Raw genomic sequence first — 19,565 nt, 5'->3', positions numbered from 1 at the left:
GGTTCCCCTTCTTTGGTTGCTGTCAACGTGTGCGGATGCGTGGATCGATGAGCGGCGCCACGAGATCGGCAAGCAGATTGCCGATGACGATGGCGAGCGCCGACGTCAGCGTGACGCCCATGATGATCGGTATGTCGACCTGCTGGATTGCCTGCCAGGCGAGCTGGCCGATGCCCGGCCAGCCGTAGACGGCCTCGACGACGACCACGCCACCCATGAACTGGCCGATATCGATGCCGATCATGGCGATGATCGGCAGGATGGCGTTCGGCAGGGCGTGGCGGAAGATGATGCGGCGCGAGGACAAGCCCTTGGCGCGGGCGGTGCGGACATAGTCCTGATTGAGCACGTCGATCATCGCCGATCGCACCATGCGCGCATACCAGCCGGCGCCGAGGACGCCGAGGGTGGAAGCCGGCAGCACGACATGGGCGAACGTGCCGTAACCACTCATGGGCAGCCATCCGAGCGTTACGGCAAAGACATAAAGAAGCAGCAGGGCGACGACGAATTGCGGTGCCGAAACTCCGACGAAGGAAGCCATCATGACAAGCCGGTCGACGAAACCGCCGCGGCGCACGGCAGCAATCGTGCCGAGTGTCAGGCCGAGTACCACTTCCACCAGGATGCCGGTGAGCATCAGCATCAATGTTGCTGGCAGGCGGGCGACGATCAGCGTCCAGACCTCAGTCTTCTGTGCGTAGGAACGGCCAAGATTGCCATGCACGAGATTGGCGAGATAGGTGCCGAACTGCACGAGAAGCGGCTCGTCGAGGCCGAGCTCATGACGGATGTTTGCGACCGTCTGCGCCGTGGCGCTGCGACCGGCGATCATGCGCGCCGGATCGGCCGGCAGTGCGTAGAGCAACACGAAGGTGATGGCGGCAACGCCGAGAAGAATGAGGGCAGCCTGCACCAGCCGACGGAGGATGAGGAAGAACATCAGCCTCTCCCGCGCTGAGTCGGATCGATAATATCGCGCAGTGCATCTCCGACGAGATTGAAGGAGAGCGCCGTCAGCAGGATGATCGCGCCGGGGAAGAAGACCAGCCAGGGGGCCGCCTGGAAGTAACTCTGGCTCTCAAAGATGATATTGCCCCAGGACGGCTGCGGCGGCTGCACGCCGATGCCGAGGAAGGAAAGGGTTGCTTCAAGCAGGACGGTCGTTGCGATGCCAAGCGTGCCCCAGACGATTGCCGTTGGAACGAGATGCGGCAGGATATGCAGGAAGAGCACACGCATATGGCCGGCACCGAGCGAGCGCTCGGCCATGATGAAGTCGCGCTCCACCAGCCCGCGCGTCTCCGTATAGACGATACGGGCGACCTGCACCCAATTGACGAGCGCAATCACCATGGCGACGATCCAGAGGCTCGGCCGCAGCAGCGCGGCGAGCACGATCGCCAGCAGCAAAGCAGGGAACGCCATCATCAGATCGGTGAAGCGCATCAGGATATTGCTGACGAGACCGCGCATGTAACCTGCGAGGATGCCGATGAAGAGGCCGATCGCCACCGCGATACCATTGGCGACAAGGCCGATGACCAGCGAGGTCCGCGCACCGAAGAGCATGCGCGAAAAGAGATCGCGGCCGAGCGTATCCGTCCCGAGCAGATAGGGGCCGCCCGGCGGCAGTGGCGCGCCTTCCAGCGACAGGCCGTCGAACATCTGCTCATCGGGGTTGAATGGGGCGACCCAGGGTGCGACCACCGCAAGGGCGATGACAACGAGCACAATGATGAGGCCGAAGAGGGCGGTGGGTTGCCGCAGCATGGCTTTGATCACACGCATCATCCGGCCTCCGGCAGGGGTTCTATGCCGCCGAGGATGAAGGCGGCGATCTGTTCCATCGGCAGGCGGCGACGCATGGCGCAGTTGCGCAGGATCGAATAGGCGCGTTCCTCATCCACCCCATGCGCCTGCATCAGTTTTTCGACGGCGGCATGGACGAGCGGACGCAGGCGCACGCGCTCTTCGAGATATTGCAGGCGTTCAGCCACGCTCTTGCGCTCCTGATGAACGGAGACGGCCATGACGAGGGCTGGATAGACAGCAGAGGCAGCAATCGGCTTGGCGACGATCGCGCCGGCGCCCTGGGCCAGCGCCCACGCAATGCGACCCGGCGCTTCCGAACCGAGCAGTGCAACGACGGGGCATGTCGGGGCGCTGCCGCTCCATGGCATGAGATCGTCAAAGCCCTGGTCGGCATCGACGATGACGATGTCGGGCACGCTTGCTGCAGAAAGCGGCGCCCATTGCAAGGTGGCTGAGAGGCCGAGAAGCCGGAGCTGGCGTATCAGTTTTTCCGTATTGCCGTCCTCACGATGCAGGACGACGGCATGCCAACCGGTGAAATTGGGTGTCTCCTTCATGATACTACCCGCAATTTCGGCAAAGCCGGCTTATTGCGGCCGGTCAAATAGGGATCTGCGGCAAGCGGCGGGCGGGATGCGATCACATCGAAACCGTTCTGGGTATTGATACGGCCGAGATGGAAGGGCAGGGCGGCATGGTTCGTTTCCTGGTCGATGTTGAGCGCGCCGAAGGGTGTCGCCCAGCTCTTGCCATGGAGTTCCCGACGCACGGCGGAGGGCTCGTCCCCACCCGCAGCCACAATCGCATCGACGCAAAGGCGCATAGCCGTGTAGGCGCTGGCAAAGACGCTCGAGACGCGGCGAGGCGCGCCATAATGAGCGACGATACGCTGCTTGAAATCGATATTCTCGGAGGTCGCGACGCTGTCAAAGTAGGAGGCTGCACAAAGCTGGCCGATCGCAGCGCCCGGCGCGATATCGTCAAGCTCACATTCCATCAGGTCGCAGCTGACGACAGGGCAGTTTTCGGGCCGGAAGGCGGCGTCTCGATCGGCAAGCCGACGGATTGCCTCATGGAAGGCGTAACTCGATGGGCCGATCAGATTGTTGAGGATAAAACTCGGGCGGCGCTGCTCGATATCGGCGACGATGCGCTCGACCGCGGTCTCTTCGAGCGGCAGGTAGCGTTCGCCGAGCACTTCTCCGCCCGCATTGGCGATCAGTTCGCGGGCGAGCCGGTTCATCTCCCAGCCCCAGACATAGTTGGCGCCGACGAGATAGGGACGGTTGCCATAACGCGGAATCAGATGCTCGAAGAGCGGCAGCAGATGCTGGTTGGGGCAGCCACCGACATAGATGACGTTCTCGTTCGCCTCGAAACCTTCGTAGGGGCACATGTACCACAGCAAACCGTCATGCTTCTCGATGACCGGGATGACCTCCTTGCGCGCGGCGGAGGTGATCGTGCCGACGATGTGGCGGCAGCCGTCGCGTAATAGATGCCGGGCGCCGTCGAGATAGGCAGCAAGATCGGCCTGCGGATCGAAGAAAACCGGTTCGACCGGACAACTGCTCGCTGCGGCAAATTCGGCGATTGCGAATTCCGCGCCGTCGCGTGCGTCACGCCCCATCGAGCCGTAGGGACCCGTGGTCGAGTAAAGAATGCCGATTTTCAAAGCATCATTCATTTGTAAGCCAAAAAACCAAAAACCCCATGAGGGCATCCCGTCAGCGACGGGGCCGTCATGGGGCGAAACTGCCCAGCGACTATCGAAGTCATGTAAAAATGCGGGGTTCTCTGCCTAATCCGCGGGCTTGAATAAAATACAGGCACTCCTGTTTTGTCAAGCGCGCCTCAAGCGAATTCTGGGCAGTCGGGCAAGATCAACGACTGCACTCAACTAGCCCTGGAAATCAGCCAATATATTAGCCTAATCCAGGCATGGCGTGGCGCGACACGCGCATACGCTCGATGATGTGATGGCCGGAGCCGCCGACATGTTTGGCGATGGCCTGAGCGGCACCTTCGACATCCTGTGCCTTGATGCAGGCGATCAGCTCGCACTGGTGAAACTCTCTCCGGCGGCGAGATCGATCTTGCATCGTGTTTCGCCGAAGCGAAGGACCGTGCTTACATCTCGCGATGCTGTGAGCTTGATCTTCACCGGCCGGCCATTCTCCCAATCGAGGTCGAGAAGCACACCGCCGCGTGCCCGCAAACCGCGCAATGAGCCGCGCGGCCATGCCTTGGGCAAAGCCGGGAGCAGGTGAATTTCGCCTGGGCGCGACTGCGCCAGCATTTCCAGGATGCCGGCGGCCCCACCGAAATTGCCATCGATCTGGAAGGGCGGGTGGGCGTCGAAGAGATTGGTGTAGGTTCGCTCGGGGCTGATGAGCAGCTTGATCACATCGAGCGCATGATCGCCGTCGCGTAGCCGCGCCCAGAGATTGATGCGCCAGCCGATACCCCAGCCCGTCGCATCGTCACCGCGGATTTCCAGCGAACGGCGGGCGGCCGCGGCAAGCTCCGGGGTCTTGTCCATGTCGATCTGCCAGCTCGGATAGAGGCCGTAGAGATGCGAGACGTGGCGGTGATGCATCTCCGGCGCCTGCAGGTCCCAGTCTTCCAGCCATTCCTGCAACTGGCCTGCAGATCCGATCCTGTCGGGCGGCAGGCGCGGCAGGATGCGGTCGATCTCCGAGACGAGCGCATCCTCGCCGCCGATGGAGGTGGCGACGGGCCGAAGCAGATTGAGAAAATCCCGGATGATCTGGCTATCCATGGCCGGCCCCGCACAGAGCGAGGCGCCGTGCGGGTGGACATTCTCAGGTGAAAGCGAGGGGTTCGTCACCAGATGGTTCGTGCCCGGAAGCGGCACAAGTACATCGAAGACAAACTCTGCAGCCCCCTTGGCAAGCGGAAAGAGCCGCCGGCGCAGGCCATCGGCATCATCAAGATAGTCCGCAAGATCGAGCAGTTGCGACATGAGCCAGGCGCCGCCGGTCGGCCACAGGCCCCATTTGGCACCGTCGATCGGTCCGGTCGCGCGCCAGAGATCAGTGTTGTGGTGCATAACCCAGCCACGGGCGCGATAATGCACCTGCGCCGTCTCGCGGCCAGTTTCGGCAAGCTCTTCCGCCATTGCGACAAGCGGTTCGATGCATTCCGGCAGATTGGCCGGAGCCGGCAGCCAGTAGTTCATCTGCAGATTGATGTTGGCCGTATATTTGCTGCCCCAGGGCGGATCGGTTTCATCGTTCCAGATGCCCTGCAGGTTGGCCGGCTGTGTGTCGGGGCGCGAAGAGGCGATCATCAGATAGCGGCCGAACTGCACATAGAGGGCGGCAAGTGCGGGATCATGTCCCCCGGCATAACCCGCAATGCGGCGATCGGTGGTCTCGACGGCGGCCGGCGTCGTGCCGAGATCGATGGCAAAGGAACCGAAAAGCTTTTGATGTTCGGCCATATGGTCCCGGCGCATAATCTCGTAGCTGCGGGCAGAGGCCTTTGAAAGACGCGCCGAGATGGTGCCGTCCGGATCGCCGGAGACATCGTCATAACGCCGGAAGCTCGTCGCTGCATCGAGCAGGATCACAAGCTCGTCGGCATCGTCTACGGAGATGCCATTGGAGAAACTCAGCATTCCTCCCTTGTTGATCACTCGGATGCCAAAGGCGAAGCGCAGGGCGCCGGCAATGCCCCACTCGGCCTTGCCGGTGCCGGAAAAGGTCAGTTGCGAGGCTTGTCCTGCGACCAGTTGACCTTGTTGCGGGCTGTCGAGCGATATCCGGCATTTTATGGAGCGGGGTCGATCGGCCGAAAGGCGCAACACAAGCACGCCGTCGACGGCGGAAATGAAGGCTTCGCGAAAAAAGGTCGTGCCATCGGCGACATAAGAGGTCGTTGTGATTGCGGTGTCGAGATCGAGCGTGCGGCGATAGCTCATCGCGGTATGCGAATGCAGGAAGTCGATATGGAGATCGCCGATCGGCTGGTAGGACATCTGCTTGATCGGCCGGGCCATAAGATGCTCCTCGGCCATTGCTTCCGCTTGCGCATAGTGCCCGGCGAATATCAGCTCACGTACTTTTCCGAGATGGCTGTAGGCATCGGGATTGACCGGCCGGTAAGGGCCACCTGCCCAGAATGTGGATTCATTGATCTGCAGCCTTTCTGAAACCGGATCGCCAAACACCATCGCGCCGAGCCGGCCATTGCCGAGCGGCAGCGCGTCTGTCCAGAGCCGGGCTGGCGCATCGTACCAGAGAAGATTGTCCACCATGGTCATTCTGCGGGAATGCTGTTGGCAGGCCTGATATCGCGCACGCGCATGCCGTCGACGCTGAAGAGCAGTGCCTTCCTGGCCGGAAAGCCGGCGCTTACCGTTTCGCCGGGGCGCAGAGCCCTCTCCGAGCGGTCTTCGACGATTACCGATTGGCCTGAGGTGAGCGTGCCGTAGATGAAACGGGTTCCGCCGAGGTTTTCCACCACGTCGACCTTGACGTCGATCGCGCCGCCACCCTCGTCCTGTCCGGTGAAATGTTCCGGGCGGATGCCCACTTTGACCGGCATCTCCTTACCCGCGCTGACAATGCCGGCTCGAAAAGCTGTGCCGCAATCGAGTTTGATCACCCCATCCGCACCGAGCTTGCCATCGAGGAAATTCATGCGCGGCGAGCCGATGAACCCGGCGACGAAGAAATTGTCCGGATCGTTATAGAGTGCATCTGGCGTGCCGGCCTGTTCGATCTTGCCGGCGCGCATGACGACGATCTTGTCGGCAAGTGTCATCGCTTCGGTCTGGTCGTGGGTAACATAGATCATCGTCGCGCCGATGCGCCGATGCAGCTTGGCGATCTCGACGCGCATGGAGACGCGGAGTTCGGCGTCGAGGTTCGACAGCGGTTCGTCAAACAGGAAAACGGCGGGGTTGCGGACGATCGCCCGGCCGATCGCAACGCGCTGGCGCTGGCCGCCGGAGAGTTGAGCGGGCTTGCGCTTGAGCAGCGGCTCGATCTGCAAGGTCGCGGCAGCGGCGGCAACGCTCTTGTCGATATCGGCCTTGCCCATGCCGGCCATGCGCAGCGAAAAGCCGATATTCTGTTCGACTGTCATATGCGGATAGAGCGCATAGTTCTGGAAGACCATGGCGACGCCGCGTTCGATCGGATCGGCTTCGTTCATGCGTCGTCCGCCGATCGTGAGGTTGCCGGCGGTGATCTTTTCCAGACCGGCGATCATGCGTAGAAGCGTCGATTTTCCGCAGCCGGAGGGGCCGACGAAGACCGTGAATGAACCATCGTCCACGCTCAGGTTAAGCCCCTCGATCGCCTGAAAGCTGCCGTAGGACTTGTCGATATCATGCAATTCTACGCTGGCCAAAGCTTCCTCCCTTTAACCGCCTGGCAGGCAGAACGCGTCAGGTGATCCGCCGCGTCGAGCCCCGCAAAATGATGTCGCATTCGAGTACGACGCTGCGCGTCGCCCCTCCCGACGGTTCCGTCAGGCGTTCCACAAGAATGTCTGTGATGGTTTCTGCAATGCTTGCCACCGGTTGGGCGACGGCGGTGATGCCGGCTTCATAGAGCCGGAAGATCGCCACATCGTCGAAGCTCGCAAGCGAAATATCCTCGGGCACATGCCGGCCGTTCTCCTTCAGCCAACTCAGTCCTCCGACTGCCATGCCGTAGTTGGCCGAAAAGATCGCGGTGGGCGGATTTTCGAGCGACATCAACCGTTTGGTCGCCTCATAACCGCCATCCATACGCCAGTTGCCGCGGGCAGCCAGTGTCGGATCGATCGTTATGCCCCGGTCACGCAGCGCCTGTTCATAACCTGCCAGCCGCTCGATGCCGGAGGAATTGCGCGGATCGCCCGTCAGGATTCCGATGCGGGTGTGACCGAGATCGATGAGGTGGCTGACGATGCGGTAGCTCGCGCGATGGTTCTCCACCATCACCCGGTCTGCCGCCAGCCCACGGACGTCGTTGTTGTAGAAGATGATCGGAATGTCATGGTGGATCAGGTCGTCAACGCGGTCGTAGACTTCCGCTGTACCGTCCATCACCAGCGCATCGACGCGCTGCGCGGCGAAGAAATCCAGGGCTTCCGCAACCACACGCGGATCGCCACCATGGCAGTAGGTCAGAAGTGCTCGGCCGGTCTGGCGCACTGAATGGGCGAGATGCTCCAGCATGCGAGCATGGAATTCGTCGAAGGTCGGCACCAGGAAGCCGATCATATGGGTAAGGTCGGTGCGGATCGAGGCGGCAGCGGCGTTGCGCCGGTAACCGAGGTCCTGGATGGCCCTCTCGATTTGCTCCCGGTTGGAGCGGCGGATCGTCTGGCCGTTGAGATAGCGGGACACGGTACCAACAGCGACATTTGCCACCTTGGCAACGTCGATGATCGTGGCTCCGCGCCTCCTTCCGGCCGTCTGGTCCGTTTGTCGCATTTCGAGCAGGCTCCTGCACTTATTCCCGGGAAATGGCGCCCGATCAGGCGCCTTTCCGTCGTATAGCCCAGCACTCCGCCGCCCACCAGTATTGCGGGCAGTATGTGCAAAGTCCGACGGCTCCCTGACCTCGATCTGCATCAGGCGCCTTCGAAGACGACGGCGCTATGGATGCGCAGCCGCGGCACCGTGATGCTGATGGCGCCGTCGTCGCCGGCATTCCAGGCTAGATCCTCACCCGTCATCGCATCGAAGACGCGCTTCGGTTTTGCCGGCAGGCGCACTGTGGCATTGACCGGGCCGATCGCCGGAATGTCCTCGATCATCTCCATCACGCGGGTCGAGCCGTCATCGCCGCGCACGTCCTTGCCGCGGATCTGCGGCGGACCATAGAGCAGATGCAGAATATGACGGTCATGTTCGATCTGGCGCGTCAGCGTTGCTCGACCGGACGACGGCAGGTCGGTCGCCATTGCCGGGTTGGGAACGAGACGGTCGAGTAGCCCGCGAACGACGTATTTGTAGAGCGGCTGGCCCATCGCCCGGTAAAGCCGGAAAATCGGGTAGGCAATGTAGGCCGCACCCTTATGTACGGTCACCGCAGCACCGACCATCTCGGCATCTGTGTCGTCGGGCGCATGCTGGTGCGAGCAGAAATGTTTGTAGGAGCGATTGAAGTAGGATGGAAAGATACCTGCCAGAACAGTCGCACCGACCGACCGGACGGTTTCCGCGTCGTCATAAAAGACGAAAGCCGTTTCCGGCATGGAGGCGTCGAGGTCTTTGCCCGCCTTTACGTAGCTCGGCCTGAAAGCGACGGGTGCCGCGCCTCTTTCGATGCCGAAATCAACAGCGAATTTACCGTTCTCGTCGAGGCCCGAATGCCAGGAGGCGATGATCTTGCCGCCACCGGCTAAATACGACTTCAGACGTACGGCGAGCGCCGCATCGACGGGGATCTCGTCGGGCAGGATAAGCAGGCGATATTGTTCAAAGCGGCCCGATATATCGAGGACATCGAAGGGGCGTTTCAATTCCTGCAGCACCTGTGCCGCACCATCATCGCTTGGATGATTGCGTGCTCCCCCGGGGTTCATATGTTCCGCCGAAAGGATGGCGATCTCGGAGATTTGTTTTGCTCCTTCCAGGAAGGGTTCGAGCTTTTTGACGCGATGATAGGCCGGTGCGATCGACGCATAGGTATCGGGATTGATCGCGCCATTCGGATGCAACTGGTCGCCGACCAGGCATTTGGAGCCGAGCGCAATCATCTGGGCGCATTCATATTCCAGCGCATCCGGATGTTTGAAGCCGCCAAATTCGCCCCAGGACGTATGGAATTTGCCGGTATGGGCGAGGAAATCCATGCCCAATGTGGCCGCGTAGCGCGCGCTCGAAGGGAAGTGGTCGTAACCCCAGCCGCCGGTCGGCAGGCTTTCGAGCTCGAGATGCGAATAGGTCGAGAAGCGTTCCGGCCCCTGCTTGTGGATGTGGCCACAATTGTAGAAGACGCGCAGGCCTGGAAATTCCGCAAACAGCGCCTCGCTGGTCTCGCGACGGAACTGCTCGTTGACGGCCTCGTCATTCTTCAGGCGGTCGGCCGGATTTTCCGGGTCGAGGCCCTCGCACAGCATGCGTTCGACGCAGGCGGGGCAGACGCAGTCAGGTGTCAGAATGATATCGAAGAAGAGCCCCTGTGTCGGATAGCTCTGCGCCACCTCGCGCGCCTGTTCGAGAATATAGTGCCGCAGGCCCGCATGGTTGAGGCAGAGCGTATGCCAGGCGGGGCTAAGCTGCTTGCCGGCGGAGGGATCTGCCGGCCGGTCGTGGTGGTAGCGGTTCGAGGCGCTCATGGCGCGCCATTCGGGATGTTCGCGGGCCGTCAGCTCGTCCCACTGCACGGAAATGTAGATCGGGCTTTCGATATCAGCCGCCGCCAGCGCCTTCACCATGTCGCCGAGCAGGTCCGGGCGGGCAAGCTTCGGATGCGGCTTGCCGACCTTGGTCGGATAATAGGACCAGCCGTGATGGCACTTGGCGAAAATGGTAATGGAATCGACATGGGCTCCCTTCAGCGTCGAGACGAAAGCATCCGGATCGAAATCGGCGCCGATGCCCGGAATATGTTCCGACGTATGGAAGTCGAGATGGATCTGGCGGTAGCGCAGCGGCTTGTTCGTGGTCTTGGGCATGGTCCTATTCCTTTGCGCCGGTGCGTGTCTGCGAGCCGGCGGCGAACTGACGTTGGAAAATGAGGAAGACAAGCAGTGGTACGATGGTGGTAATCATGGCCGCCACCGATCTCAGGTCCCAGTTGATCTCGTAGCTGCCGGAAATGCGGGCGAGCAGTACGGGAAGAGGTACATCGCTGCGCAAAAAGAGCATGGGCAGCAAGAGCGCATTCCATGTCCACAGGAACTGCAAGATGCCGACGGCGAAGATCGGTGATAGGCTGTTCGGCAACACCACATGGCGGAAGGTCGCGAGCGGTCCGCAACCGTCAATCTTGGCGGCTTCCACCAATTCCCTAGGGAAATCTTCGAAGAAGTTTTTGACGAGGAAGATCGACCAGGCGAATGACAGTCCGACATAGGGGATGAGCACAGAGAGGATATTGTCGATCAGCCCCATATCGCGCCAGAGCGTGAAGAGCGGAATGATGACGACCTGCTGCGGCAGCACGAATGCGTTGATGATGATGATCAGCAGCACCCGGCGGAAGGGAAATGTCAGGAAGTGGAAGGCATAGGCGGCGGCCGGCGTCAGCAGCATGGTCAGCGCCGTCGCAATGCCAGCCGTCTTCATCGTCACCCACATGGAGTCTGCGAGCGGATATTTGTCCCAGACGCGGCGCCAGGCATCCAGCGTAAGATCGAAATGGTCGAAGCGCCACCAGCCGAGCGACACGCCCTCCGGCGGGCGCAGTGACGTGACGACGATGCCGATGATCGGGATCACCCAGATGAAAGCGACGATGCCGACGACGACGATAATCCAGCGAGGAGCCTTTCCGATCATTTCGCACCTGCCGTTCGCTGGATGATGGCCGGGATCGAAACGATGAGAACCGCAAGGAGCAGGATAACGGTGGCCGCCGCTCCGTAGCCCAGTTTGAACTGGGTCATGGATTCCCGGTACATGAAATAGCCGACGGTTTCCGTGGAGCGCACCGGCCCGCCGCCGGTGAGAATATAGATGATATCGAAGGCGCGCAGTGCCGTCAGAAGGTTGATGAAGACGGCGACGCGGACACCCGGCATCGACAGCGGCATCATGATATGTCGCATGGTCGAAACCGGTTTGGCGCCATCCATGTAGGCGGCTTCGAGCACGGATTTCGGTATTGCCTGAATGGCGGCGAAGATCAGCATCAGGGGCAGGCCGACACCGCTCCAGGAAGCCGCGACGATCAGAGCCCAGAGGGCCGTGTTGGCATCCCCCAACCAGGCATGCGCAAAGCCCGGAAAGCCCAGGAGCTGGATCAGCGAATTGAGCAGGCCGCCGGCATCCGCCCGATAAATGCCGATCCACATATAGCCGGAAACCGCCTCCGAAATGCCGAAGGCCGCGAAGATCATCACCCGGAAGGGCAGAGTCTGCTGCGGCGCAAAAGCACACAGCATCGCCAGAGCCCAGCCGATCGCCACTGAGATGACAGTCGTGCCGATGGTGAAGATCAAGGTCGTCAGCAGCGTGTTGCGAAATGCCGCGTCGGCAAAGAGCCGCACATAATTGCCGAAGCCGATGAAAACAGGCTTTCTCAGCCCCTGGATATCCCAGAAGCTCAGCCGGATCGTCTCCACAAGCGGGTAGATCACGGCAATCGCAAACAGCACGATAACAGGCGCAATCAGGATCAGTGCGGCGGGCGTGTCCTTGAGCAGACGCCGACGGCCCTGGATGCCAGCCGCCAGCGGAGAACCCTGCATCACGCCCGCCGCTTCCCGCACCGGGGAAGCGGAGGTGTCAGCCATCAGTAGGAACCCTGGGCCTTGGTTTCGATAGCGGCAAGAACCGTGTCGATATTGGCATCGGACGGATCCTGCAGGAATTTCTGCAGCTGCACGCGATACTCGTCGACGAGATCGCCCGGCAGAAGGTCGCCGAGCACGAATTGCAGCTTCGAGTTCGCGACGGCCTGCGTCGCCACTTTCTGTACTTCGCCATAGAGCGAAGCATCGACGTTGCTGCTCGGTGAAGCGTAGCCGGCCTTGGCGAGAATGTTGGCGGCCTCGGCACTCGTCCAGAAATCGAGGAAGGCGTCTGCCGCCTTCGGATTGGGGCCGTTCGTCGTCACCAGCAATTCCTTGGCGTCGACGCTTGACGTATCGTCATGGCCCATGCCGAGAGACGGGAACTGGAAGAGACCGTAATCCTTTCCTTCGGTGAGTTTGTAGTCGTTCTTGGCGCGGTTGTTCATCCACATGCCGATCAGCAGATAGTTCTTGGCATTGGCCTGAAAGATCTGATCGGCTTCGCCGTCCCAGTCATTGGCGAGCATCGTATTCGGCGCGCCGCAGCAGCCGGATGTGAGCATCTGCGCGTATTTGGTAAGCGCCGTCTTCACAGCCGGATCAGTCCACGGAATTTCATGGGTGGCAAGCTTTGTCGTCGTCTCGATGCCTGCGGTTCTGAGCAATAGGGTTTCAAACCACTCGGCATGTGCCCAGTATTTGCCGGGGATCGCGACCGGCGCTGCATAGCCGGCTTGGGTGAGCTTTGCGAAGGACCCGACAAACTCGTCCCAGGTCTTCGGCGGCTCGGCAATGCCAGCCTTGGCGAGGTGCTCCTTCTTGTACCAGATGCCGGAGCGGTCGCCGAACGTATAGGTCAGGCCGTAAGTCTTGCCGTCGATGGCGCCGAGATCCTTCCAGGACTGGCTGATGAGCTTGTCCCAGCCGAAGGATTTCCACTGGTCGTCGATGGGCCGCAGCATGCCGGCATCGGCAAGTTCCTTACGGAAGGCCGGCCATGTGTTGAAGAGCACGTCGACGACTTCGCCGCCCATCAGTGCGGTACGGATGCCGCCGCGCATGTCGCCTTGGCCGGTGACGACGACTTCGCGGATCGTCACATTGGGATATTTCGCCAGAAAGGCCTTCTGGATTGAATGCATCATGTCGAGTTCGGAGCCGCCGAGCCAGTTGAGAACGACAAGTTCACCACTCACTGCGTCCTGTGCCCGTGTCGCACCGGTCATGGCCAATAAGGCGGTGCTTCCTGCTCCGGCGAGCAGCGTGCGGCGACGAATTTCGGGATTAAATTTACTGCTGCTGGTCATGCCACGTCCTCCCAAACGTTGACTGTTACCGTCATGCATTCAATTTAGTTGAAACGTTATCATCTATATTGTGTGCCGCAAGTGTTTTTATCGATAATAAACAACTATGAGTCTAACGTATTGGGAACAAACAATAAAATCGGGAGTTGATGATTATCTTTTGCGGCATTGCAAGACCTGCAGGAGAAGAAGGGTTTCTCCTTCCTCTTCATCGCCCATGACCTCGCCGTCGTGCGGCGCATCGCCGATCGTGTGGCTGTGATGTATCTCGGCAGGATCGTGGAGATCGGCGACAAGCGAAAGGTCTATTCCGCCCCGCTGCACCCGAATCCGATCCTGATCGCAAAAGTCGCCGTATCGTACTCGAGGGCGATGTGCCGAGCCCATCGCGCATTCCATCTGGCTGCAGCTTCCATACGCGCTGCCCGATAGCCCAGGACATCTGCAAGGTCGAGCGGCCGGCATTGCGGGAAGTCGCGAGCGGCCAGATGGCCGCCTGCCATTTGGCCACTCCCAATCCGATCCCGCTACCGGTGTGGGAAGCCGTCTCCTAGCCCTTTTGCTTCGGTGCCTTCGACGGAGCCTTCAGCCGGCGCCAGGGTGCATGATCCGTCTGGATCGTGATCGATGCGGAAGGCGGCAGCAGCGGTACACGCTTGCGGCGTCCGAAGTGGCGTTTGAAGCCGAGGATGTTTTCGACGAAGCTCCGGGTAAAGAGGCCTGGGCCGCTGGAGTAAATGCGCCAGCCGCCATCGACGTCGATCTTGCCCTTCTTGACCTGATCCCAGTCGCTCATCGCCTGATAACGATCAGGGAAAGCGGCGTCGCTGCTGCTGAAATAGGTATTGCGCTGGCGCAGTGACGCATGCGCCAGGGCGTCCGTGACAGCGATCGGGTTGGCGACGCCGATCGTCTTCCAGAGGGCCTTTGCATCCTCGGCGATGGCAAGCGTTTCGCAGTAGCGCAGATGCGCATGCACATACATGAGGCCGATCTCGCGGCCGAAGAAGGACGAGGATTCCGCGCGCCGGAACAGCGTTTCGGGGCCGCCGGCATAGGTCGCGGGCTTCTCCATCAGGCGTACGCCGTCGGGGAAGAGCAGGTGTTTTTCAATCAGCTTCATGTGCTGTTGCCGCTGCTCCGGCGTGAAGAGCTTGCCGAGCATCGCCTGCGTCATCGAGATCAGCGAGTAGTGCAGCCCCGTGCGTTGGTCGTCAGGATGCAGCAACAGTTCGACGCCATCGTGGGCGGGATCGAAGATGCCGTAGCCGGCGACAACGCCGTCGCGGATCAGGTGCCTGTTGAAGTCGCGCCGCATGGCGGTGGCGATCTTGCGCAAGCCGGTTGCGTTCGCGCCCTGGCCGATACGGCGCAGAATGGCGGAGTAGCGCACGAGCTGCTCGTAGAGCAGGGAAACGGTCCAGCTGCTCACCATCCAGTCGCGCAGATGCGGATCGGCCGGCTGCAGGGAATCGTTCCAGTCGCCCTCGCCGTAGCGGATCAGATGCGTGCCGGGGATGAAGCGCTCGCGCACGGTATCGAGTAGCTTGTCGACATGCACGGCGATCGTATCGGCCGGTGCCTTGCCCATGGTCTTGTCATCGCGCCAGGCCACCTTTTCATCGAGGATGGTAAAGTCTCCGGTCGCCTCGATATAGTCGCAGAGCGCCTTCAGCGGCCAGACGACGATATCGCCATGGCTGTCGCCGGAGCGGATGTTGGAATAGGGCTCCAGCATGAACCATTGCGGCCAGTCGCCCTTTTCGAGATACTGCTCGCTGAAGACCGTCTTCACCACTTCCTTGGCTTCGCTATCGTGCTCATAGGCAAGCAGGAATTCAATCGGTCCCTGGCAGGCGTCACGCGTACCCCAGGCGGCGCCCGTATATTGTTCGAGCCCATGCGGCACACTCAGATGCACGATCGCATCATGCGCCAGCCATGGCAGCATCGCCGCATGCGCCTGAACGTCAGCTTTGGGCTTGTCCAGCGTCAGGCCGCGGATGGTGTGCTGCCAGAAGTGCGACGCCGGTGTCAGCATCGCTTCCTGCGTTACGCCGCTTGCGTAGCGTTCGGCCAGGCGCTCAGCCTCCGCCTTATCCGTCATCGAGCCGACGACAGCGAAGGAAAACGATTGTGTTTCCTTCGACCGCAGGGCGATGAAAGCGCCGTTGCGGGCAATGCCATCCTCATAGAGAAGCTCGTCTCCGCCGATTGCCTCCAGGACATCGGGTGTCGGGCTCACCAGCCAGTAGCTGGCATCGGGATAGCGTTCGCCCCAGAGCCAGTGCGGATCCGGACGGAAGAGAATGCGTTTGGCATCATTGTCGAATTCGACATGGCCGCTCGCATCATATTCCCGCTCTCCGAGAACGAGATGGCCGAAGACGAGGAACCGGCAGGGCTTGCCCTCAACCGAGACCGCCCATTGCATCGCGGCATCCTCCCCGGACGCCGCGGCTGTCACGGTGATGGTGCGATCGGCAAGACGATAGATCCAGCGGCAGTCGCTGAGGCCTATCTCGAAGGCGGAGGGAACAGCGAGAAGCTGCCAGCCCTGGCCTGCGTCGGTCAGGATGCGCAATCCGGTGGTCCGCGTCAGGTTATAGGGATCGCGAGAGACGGAAAACAGCTTATGGAAGGAGGTATTGCCGATCGTCAACTGTGCCGCGAAGATACCCTGCATCCAGCAGGTAGAGGCCAGTGTCGCGTCGTCGAGCAGCATATTCTGTCCGCTGCGCACGATCGCGCCGTGGCGGCGTGCGATCAGCAGTTCTTTCTCCTGAAGGACGACGTGGCGGTTGAGTGCACCCTCGGGTACGAAAAAGGAGAGGAGCTTTCCATCCACACGCTCTTCGAGCATGCGCTCGGGATAGAGGCGGGCGATTGCCTTGTCGTCGAGTGCGTCGACATCAAGAAGCGCGGCATCCTGCAGGATGCTGCGCGGCGGCGTTCGCTCTGCCGGTCCGGAACCGTTCTTTTCGATCGTGCTCAGATGGTCGAGGCGGGAAAGATCGGCATCATCAGATGCCGCCTGATGATCATTAAGGAACAAGCCGAAGAAAGTCGCCGTCACGCCCTCGGCAGATACGGAGAGCGGCTTTGATTGAAGTGCAGGGCAGGCCATTTCATGCTGACGGCGCTGGCACGGCAGGTCCGTGCCGAAGGGGCCAACCAGCAGATCGTCGCCCCGGGCGGCCGATTGCACGAGCTGGATTGCGTCGGTGGCATAGGCGGCGACGCCTTCGAGGCAGCCCTGCGCGAGCCATGGATTGCGTCCGCCACCTTGCTTGAGGTTCTGCCTGTTCATCAGGACAAAACCGAATGCCGGATGCTCGGCAATATGGTGGTCGACATATTGCGAGGCATAGGCTTCGCTGTTCATCAGGAAGCCACGATCGCCAAGGCCGATATCCTGAACCAGCACGAGATCGGCCGGCAGCGTCTCCTTACCGGTATGCGTCAGCGTAACCCGCCAGAACCACGTCGTCTCGGAGGGAGTAAGCACGAGGCTCACCTGATAGTGGACATCTCCGACATCGCCGCTCCAGAAAAAGCCTGTCTCACCGTGCCCGAAGCGACCTCGCGCCCGAGGCCCGACGATCTCTGCAAGGGCGGGCTTCATGCCGCCGATCCGCAGGTAAAGACGCCCGACGCCGCCGGAAAGCGGCGATCCCTGGATCTGGTTGATCTGCGCCGATCCGAGGCCATCGACATAGTCGATGGAAAAGAGCGCGCCGTTCGGCAGTGCGGATATGGAGAGGCCGGAGCCATTGGCGATTGTCAGAAGGCCAAGGTCGTCGCGGCGGGGCATCTGCAATTTGCGATTCAGTCTCGAAGACATGTGAGATCTCGTGTCGCCTAACAGGGAATCGGAGAATGACGCAAAAATGTTTGAGCCAAATAATACCCGTTGTCACTGAGTTAGATCAGTGACGTGCTGACGAACTTTCCCTGGAGCGCAATAAACATTGGCTCAAAATCGAGGACAGCAGAACCAATTCGCCTCGGCGCCTCGACGACGCGAGTCTTGAAGCGCATCACCTTCCCAGCGTCGAGGAACAAGATTTTCTCGGGGAGGGCAGATGCATCGAAGACATCCGAGGCCGGTCCAGCGTAACGCCGAACCGGCCCTTGTTGATTAGATATTCTGACCGCCAGACACTTCAATGCGCTGTGCCGTGACCCAGCCGTTGTCAGGGCCAATCAGGCTGGCGATCATCGGGCCGATATCGTCTGGCAACCCGACGCGGCCGAGGGCGATCATGTTGGCGAATGCCTCGTTATAGGCTGGCGTATCGCGAACCGCGCCGCCCAGGAAATCTGTCGCAATCGCACCTGGAGCGACCGTATTCGCTGTAATACCGCGACTTCCGAGCTCTTTCGCCAGGTAGAGCGTGAGGATTTCGACCGCTCCCTTAGCTGCGGAATAGGCGGAAAATCCCGGATAGGAAACGCGGGTGAGGCCGGACGAGAAATTGACGATACGGCCGCCATCGACAAGGAGCGGGAGCAGGGTCTGAGTCAGGAAGAAGACGCCCTTGACGTGGACATTGAAGAGATTGTCGAACTGCGCTTCCGTAGTCTCCGCGAAACCCGCCATCTCACCATGACCGGCATTGTTGATGAGGTGATCGAAGTTGGTGCGCGACCATGTCACCGTCAGAGCGGATCGAACGGCTTCCGCGAAGGCCGGGAACGCCGACGTGGTACCGACGTCGAGCTGCAGCGCCACTGCCTTGCGGCCGAGAGCTTCTATTTCGGCCACGACAGCCTTGGCTTCTTCTGCGCCATTTCGGTAGGTCAAAATGACATCGCCACCATGCTTGGCGATGCTGATGGCGGTATTGCGTCCAAGGCCGCGGCTTCCGCCGGTTACGATTGAGATTGTCGTCATAGGTCAACTCCTTTTGTGCTGATTGCTAATCAACACAATGCCCCCAGGCCAATGCGAACTGCTGCCTATTTCTCCAAACGAATTGCCTATTTATCCGAAACCGAAGCGTCGCATCGTCCTGCGCGCTTGCGATATGGCTCAAATGCTTGCTAATCTGGCGTCATTCAAGGCAGGCAGACAATCTCAACTTGCCTTTTTCTCCATTGCTGTAGGAGTTCTGATGAGTTTGCTGGAGATCGTCCGCCGTCATGCAGACATCAACGTCGATCGCTTCGGACTGGCAGCAACTCCGATCCCCGGTCTGACGGCTATCCGCGCCCTGAACCCAAGCGAAATCCAGTTTGCGATCAACAGGCCTCTGGTTGCACTGGTTCTACAGGGGCGAAAGAGAGTGAGCATCGGGCCGGAAACGTTCGACTTCGGCGCAGGTGATAGCCTCCTGATCACCGCTGACGTCCCCACGGTGAGCCAGATCACAACGGCACGCCGCATTGCTCCCTATTATTCTCTCGTTCTCGAACTCGACCTCGCCCTGATCCGCGAACTGGGTTCGGAAATTGGCCCAATGACAGTTTCGACCTCGAAACCCGTTAACGTAGACCCGACGGAAACTGAGGTCGCGGACATCGCCGCCAAGCTCATGGGCCTCATCGATCGGCCCTCAGTCATGCCGATCCTGGCGAGGCAGCATCTAAGGGAGATGCACTTCTGGCTGATGACCGGCAAGCACGGCGCCTCAATCCGGGCGCTCGGTCAGACAGATGGCCACGCGGAGAGAATTGGGCGTGCCGTTGCCGTCATCCGCGAAGATTTCGCTCGTCCCTTACGAGTGAATGAACTTGCCGAGACGGCGGGCATGAGCCTTTCGTCATTTCATCAGCATTTCCGCACAGTGACCACATTGTCACCACTTCAGTTCCAGAAGCAGTTGCGCCTGATCGAGGCGCGAAGGCAGATGATCTCGGAAGGCGTTCCGGCCAGCTCGGCTGCGTATTCCGTCGGCTATGAGAGCGTCACGCAGTTCACCAGGGAATATGCCCGCCAGTTTGGGGCACCGCCCGTTCGTGATCTCAAGGCGTTGCTGGAAAATGGCGTAACCGCTGCGTGAATTTGACAAG

At 60.6% G+C, this 19,565-nt stretch carries 17 protein-coding genes; 3 read left to right on the top strand and 14 right to left on the bottom strand.

All coding sequences use genetic code 11. The features are described from left to right. Nucleotides 1-22 precede the first annotated feature (22 nt). From FHT82_RS17210 to FHT82_RS17155, 12 genes are all read right to left on the bottom strand, one after another. A complete protein-coding gene (locus tag FHT82_RS17210) occupies nucleotides 23-943 on the bottom strand; it encodes an ABC transporter permease (protein ID WP_183733231.1) in 921 nt (306 codons plus the stop codon). Beyond that, nucleotides 943-1,791: an ABC transporter permease gene (locus tag FHT82_RS17205; RefSeq protein WP_183734183.1), complete on the bottom strand. Its 849-nt coding sequence runs from the start codon at nucleotides 1,789-1,791 to the stop codon at nucleotides 943-945. The genes FHT82_RS17210 and FHT82_RS17205 overlap by 1 nt, the downstream gene beginning before the upstream one ends. Then, on the bottom strand, nucleotides 1,791-2,372 hold the full coding sequence (locus FHT82_RS17200; protein WP_183733228.1) for an ANTAR domain-containing protein: 582 nt from the start codon (nucleotides 2,370-2,372) through the stop codon (nucleotides 1,791-1,793). The genes FHT82_RS17205 and FHT82_RS17200 overlap by 1 nt, the downstream gene beginning before the upstream one ends. Next, nucleotides 2,369-3,502, bottom strand: a complete 1,134-nt coding sequence (locus tag FHT82_RS17195; RefSeq protein ID WP_183733225.1) for a transporter substrate-binding protein — start codon at nucleotides 3,500-3,502, stop codon at nucleotides 2,369-2,371. The genes FHT82_RS17200 and FHT82_RS17195 overlap by 4 nt, the downstream gene beginning before the upstream one ends. A gap of 238 nt (nucleotides 3,503-3,740) precedes the next feature. Beyond that, nucleotides 3,741-3,917 (bottom strand): hypothetical protein, encoded by a 177-nt coding sequence (locus FHT82_RS17190; protein WP_246698155.1) that lies wholly within the window; start codon nucleotides 3,915-3,917, stop codon nucleotides 3,741-3,743. Further along, entirely contained in the window at nucleotides 3,869-6,097 is a 2,229-nt protein-coding gene (locus FHT82_RS17185) for a glycoside hydrolase family 95 protein (RefSeq protein WP_183733216.1), read from the bottom strand. The genes FHT82_RS17190 and FHT82_RS17185 overlap by 49 nt, the downstream gene beginning before the upstream one ends. Before the next feature lie 2 nt (nucleotides 6,098-6,099). Next, nucleotides 6,100-7,197: a sn-glycerol-3-phosphate ABC transporter ATP-binding protein UgpC gene (ugpC, locus tag FHT82_RS17180; RefSeq protein WP_183733213.1), complete on the bottom strand. Its 1,098-nt coding sequence runs from the start codon at nucleotides 7,195-7,197 to the stop codon at nucleotides 6,100-6,102. A 37-nt stretch (nucleotides 7,198-7,234) separates the two neighbouring features. Next, a complete protein-coding gene (locus FHT82_RS17175) occupies nucleotides 7,235-8,269 on the bottom strand; it encodes a LacI family DNA-binding transcriptional regulator (RefSeq protein WP_183733210.1) in 1,035 nt (344 codons plus the stop codon). 140 nt (nucleotides 8,270-8,409) lie between these two features. Further along, nucleotides 8,410-10,461: an alpha-L-fucosidase gene (locus FHT82_RS17170; protein WP_183733208.1), complete on the bottom strand. Its 2,052-nt coding sequence runs from the start codon at nucleotides 10,459-10,461 to the stop codon at nucleotides 8,410-8,412. Nucleotides 10,462-10,465: 4 nt separating this feature from the next. Next, complete coding sequence (locus FHT82_RS17165) at nucleotides 10,466-11,287, bottom strand: carbohydrate ABC transporter permease (protein ID WP_183733205.1); 822 nt, start codon at nucleotides 11,285-11,287, stop codon at nucleotides 10,466-10,468. Further along, nucleotides 11,284-12,243: a sugar ABC transporter permease gene (locus tag FHT82_RS17160; protein ID WP_183733203.1), complete on the bottom strand. Its 960-nt coding sequence runs from the start codon at nucleotides 12,241-12,243 to the stop codon at nucleotides 11,284-11,286. Before FHT82_RS17160 ends, FHT82_RS17165 begins: the two co-directional genes overlap by 4 nt. After that, nucleotides 12,243-13,550: an extracellular solute-binding protein gene (locus FHT82_RS17155; RefSeq protein ID WP_183733200.1), complete on the bottom strand. Its 1,308-nt coding sequence runs from the start codon at nucleotides 13,548-13,550 to the stop codon at nucleotides 12,243-12,245. The genes FHT82_RS17160 and FHT82_RS17155 overlap by 1 nt, the downstream gene beginning before the upstream one ends. A gap of 168 nt (nucleotides 13,551-13,718) precedes the next feature. Between FHT82_RS17155 and FHT82_RS17150 the strand changes: the two genes are divergently transcribed. Further along, nucleotides 13,719-13,982: a hypothetical protein gene (locus FHT82_RS17150; protein WP_246698178.1), complete on the top strand. Its 264-nt coding sequence runs from the start codon at nucleotides 13,719-13,721 to the stop codon at nucleotides 13,980-13,982. Next, nucleotides 13,925-14,104 carry an oligopeptide/dipeptide ABC transporter ATP-binding protein gene (locus FHT82_RS30390; protein ID WP_348647630.1) on the top strand — a complete coding sequence of 60 codons (180 nt, stop codon included), beginning with the start codon at nucleotides 13,925-13,927 and terminating at the stop codon, nucleotides 14,102-14,104. Before FHT82_RS17150 ends, FHT82_RS30390 begins: the two co-directional genes overlap by 58 nt. On the opposite strand, the gene FHT82_RS17145 is transcribed toward FHT82_RS30390, so the two are convergent. After that, entirely contained in the window at nucleotides 14,101-17,394 is a 3,294-nt protein-coding gene (locus tag FHT82_RS17145) for a cellobiose phosphorylase (protein WP_183733197.1), read from the bottom strand. The genes FHT82_RS30390 and FHT82_RS17145 overlap by 4 nt on opposite strands. Before the next feature lie 297 nt (nucleotides 17,395-17,691). Continuing rightward, nucleotides 17,692-18,447, bottom strand: coding sequence for an SDR family oxidoreductase (locus tag FHT82_RS17140; protein WP_183733195.1), 756 nt, complete (start codon nucleotides 18,445-18,447; stop codon nucleotides 17,692-17,694). 217 nt (nucleotides 18,448-18,664) lie between these two features. Here FHT82_RS17140 and FHT82_RS17135 point away from each other — a divergent pair, with 217 nt between their 5' ends. After that, on the top strand, nucleotides 18,665-19,555 hold the full coding sequence (locus FHT82_RS17135) for an AraC family transcriptional regulator (protein WP_210276816.1): 891 nt from the start codon (nucleotides 18,665-18,667) through the stop codon (nucleotides 19,553-19,555). The last annotated feature ends 10 nt before the right edge of the window (nucleotides 19,556-19,565 follow it).

It is taken from the genome of Rhizobium sp. BK275 (assembly GCF_014193555.1).
Taxonomy (GTDB): Bacteria; Pseudomonadota; Alphaproteobacteria; order Rhizobiales; family Rhizobiaceae; genus Rhizobium.
The sequence above is the reverse complement of the archived record's forward strand: the minus strand, read 5'-3'. Positions and strand labels throughout refer to the sequence as shown.

Coding starts and splice junctions, on each gene's coding strand:
- FHT82_RS17200 (WP_183733228.1), bottom strand. CDS start 2,372: ATGAAGGAGACACCCAATTTCACCGGTTGGCATGCCGTCGTCCTGCAT.
- FHT82_RS17210 (WP_183733231.1), bottom strand. CDS start 943: ATGTTCTTCCTCATCCTCCGTCGGCTGGTGCAGGCTGCCCTCATTCTT.
- FHT82_RS17145 (WP_183733197.1), bottom strand. CDS start 17,394: ATGTCTTCGAGACTGAATCGCAAATTGCAGATGCCCCGCCGCGACGAC.
- FHT82_RS17190 (WP_246698155.1), bottom strand. CDS start 3,917: ATGCAAGATCGATCTCGCCGCCGGAGAGAGTTTCACCAGTGCGAGCTG.
- FHT82_RS17140 (WP_183733195.1), bottom strand. CDS start 18,447: ATGACGACAATCTCAATCGTAACCGGCGGAAGCCGCGGCCTTGGACGC.
- FHT82_RS17165 (WP_183733205.1), bottom strand. CDS start 11,287: ATGATCGGAAAGGCTCCTCGCTGGATTATCGTCGTCGTCGGCATCGTC.
- FHT82_RS17185 (WP_183733216.1), bottom strand. CDS start 6,097: ATGGTGGACAATCTTCTCTGGTACGATGCGCCAGCCCGGCTCTGGACA.
- FHT82_RS17170 (WP_183733208.1), bottom strand. CDS start 10,461: ATGCCCAAGACCACGAACAAGCCGCTGCGCTACCGCCAGATCCATCTC.
- FHT82_RS17205 (WP_183734183.1), bottom strand. CDS start 1,791: ATGCGTGTGATCAAAGCCATGCTGCGGCAACCCACCGCCCTCTTCGGC.
- FHT82_RS17195 (WP_183733225.1), bottom strand. CDS start 3,502: ATGAATGATGCTTTGAAAATCGGCATTCTTTACTCGACCACGGGTCCC.
- FHT82_RS17175 (WP_183733210.1), bottom strand. CDS start 8,269: ATGCGACAAACGGACCAGACGGCCGGAAGGAGGCGCGGAGCCACGATC.
- FHT82_RS17155 (WP_183733200.1), bottom strand. CDS start 13,550: ATGACCAGCAGCAGTAAATTTAATCCCGAAATTCGTCGCCGCACGCTG.
- FHT82_RS17160 (WP_183733203.1), bottom strand. CDS start 12,243: ATGGCTGACACCTCCGCTTCCCCGGTGCGGGAAGCGGCGGGCGTGATG.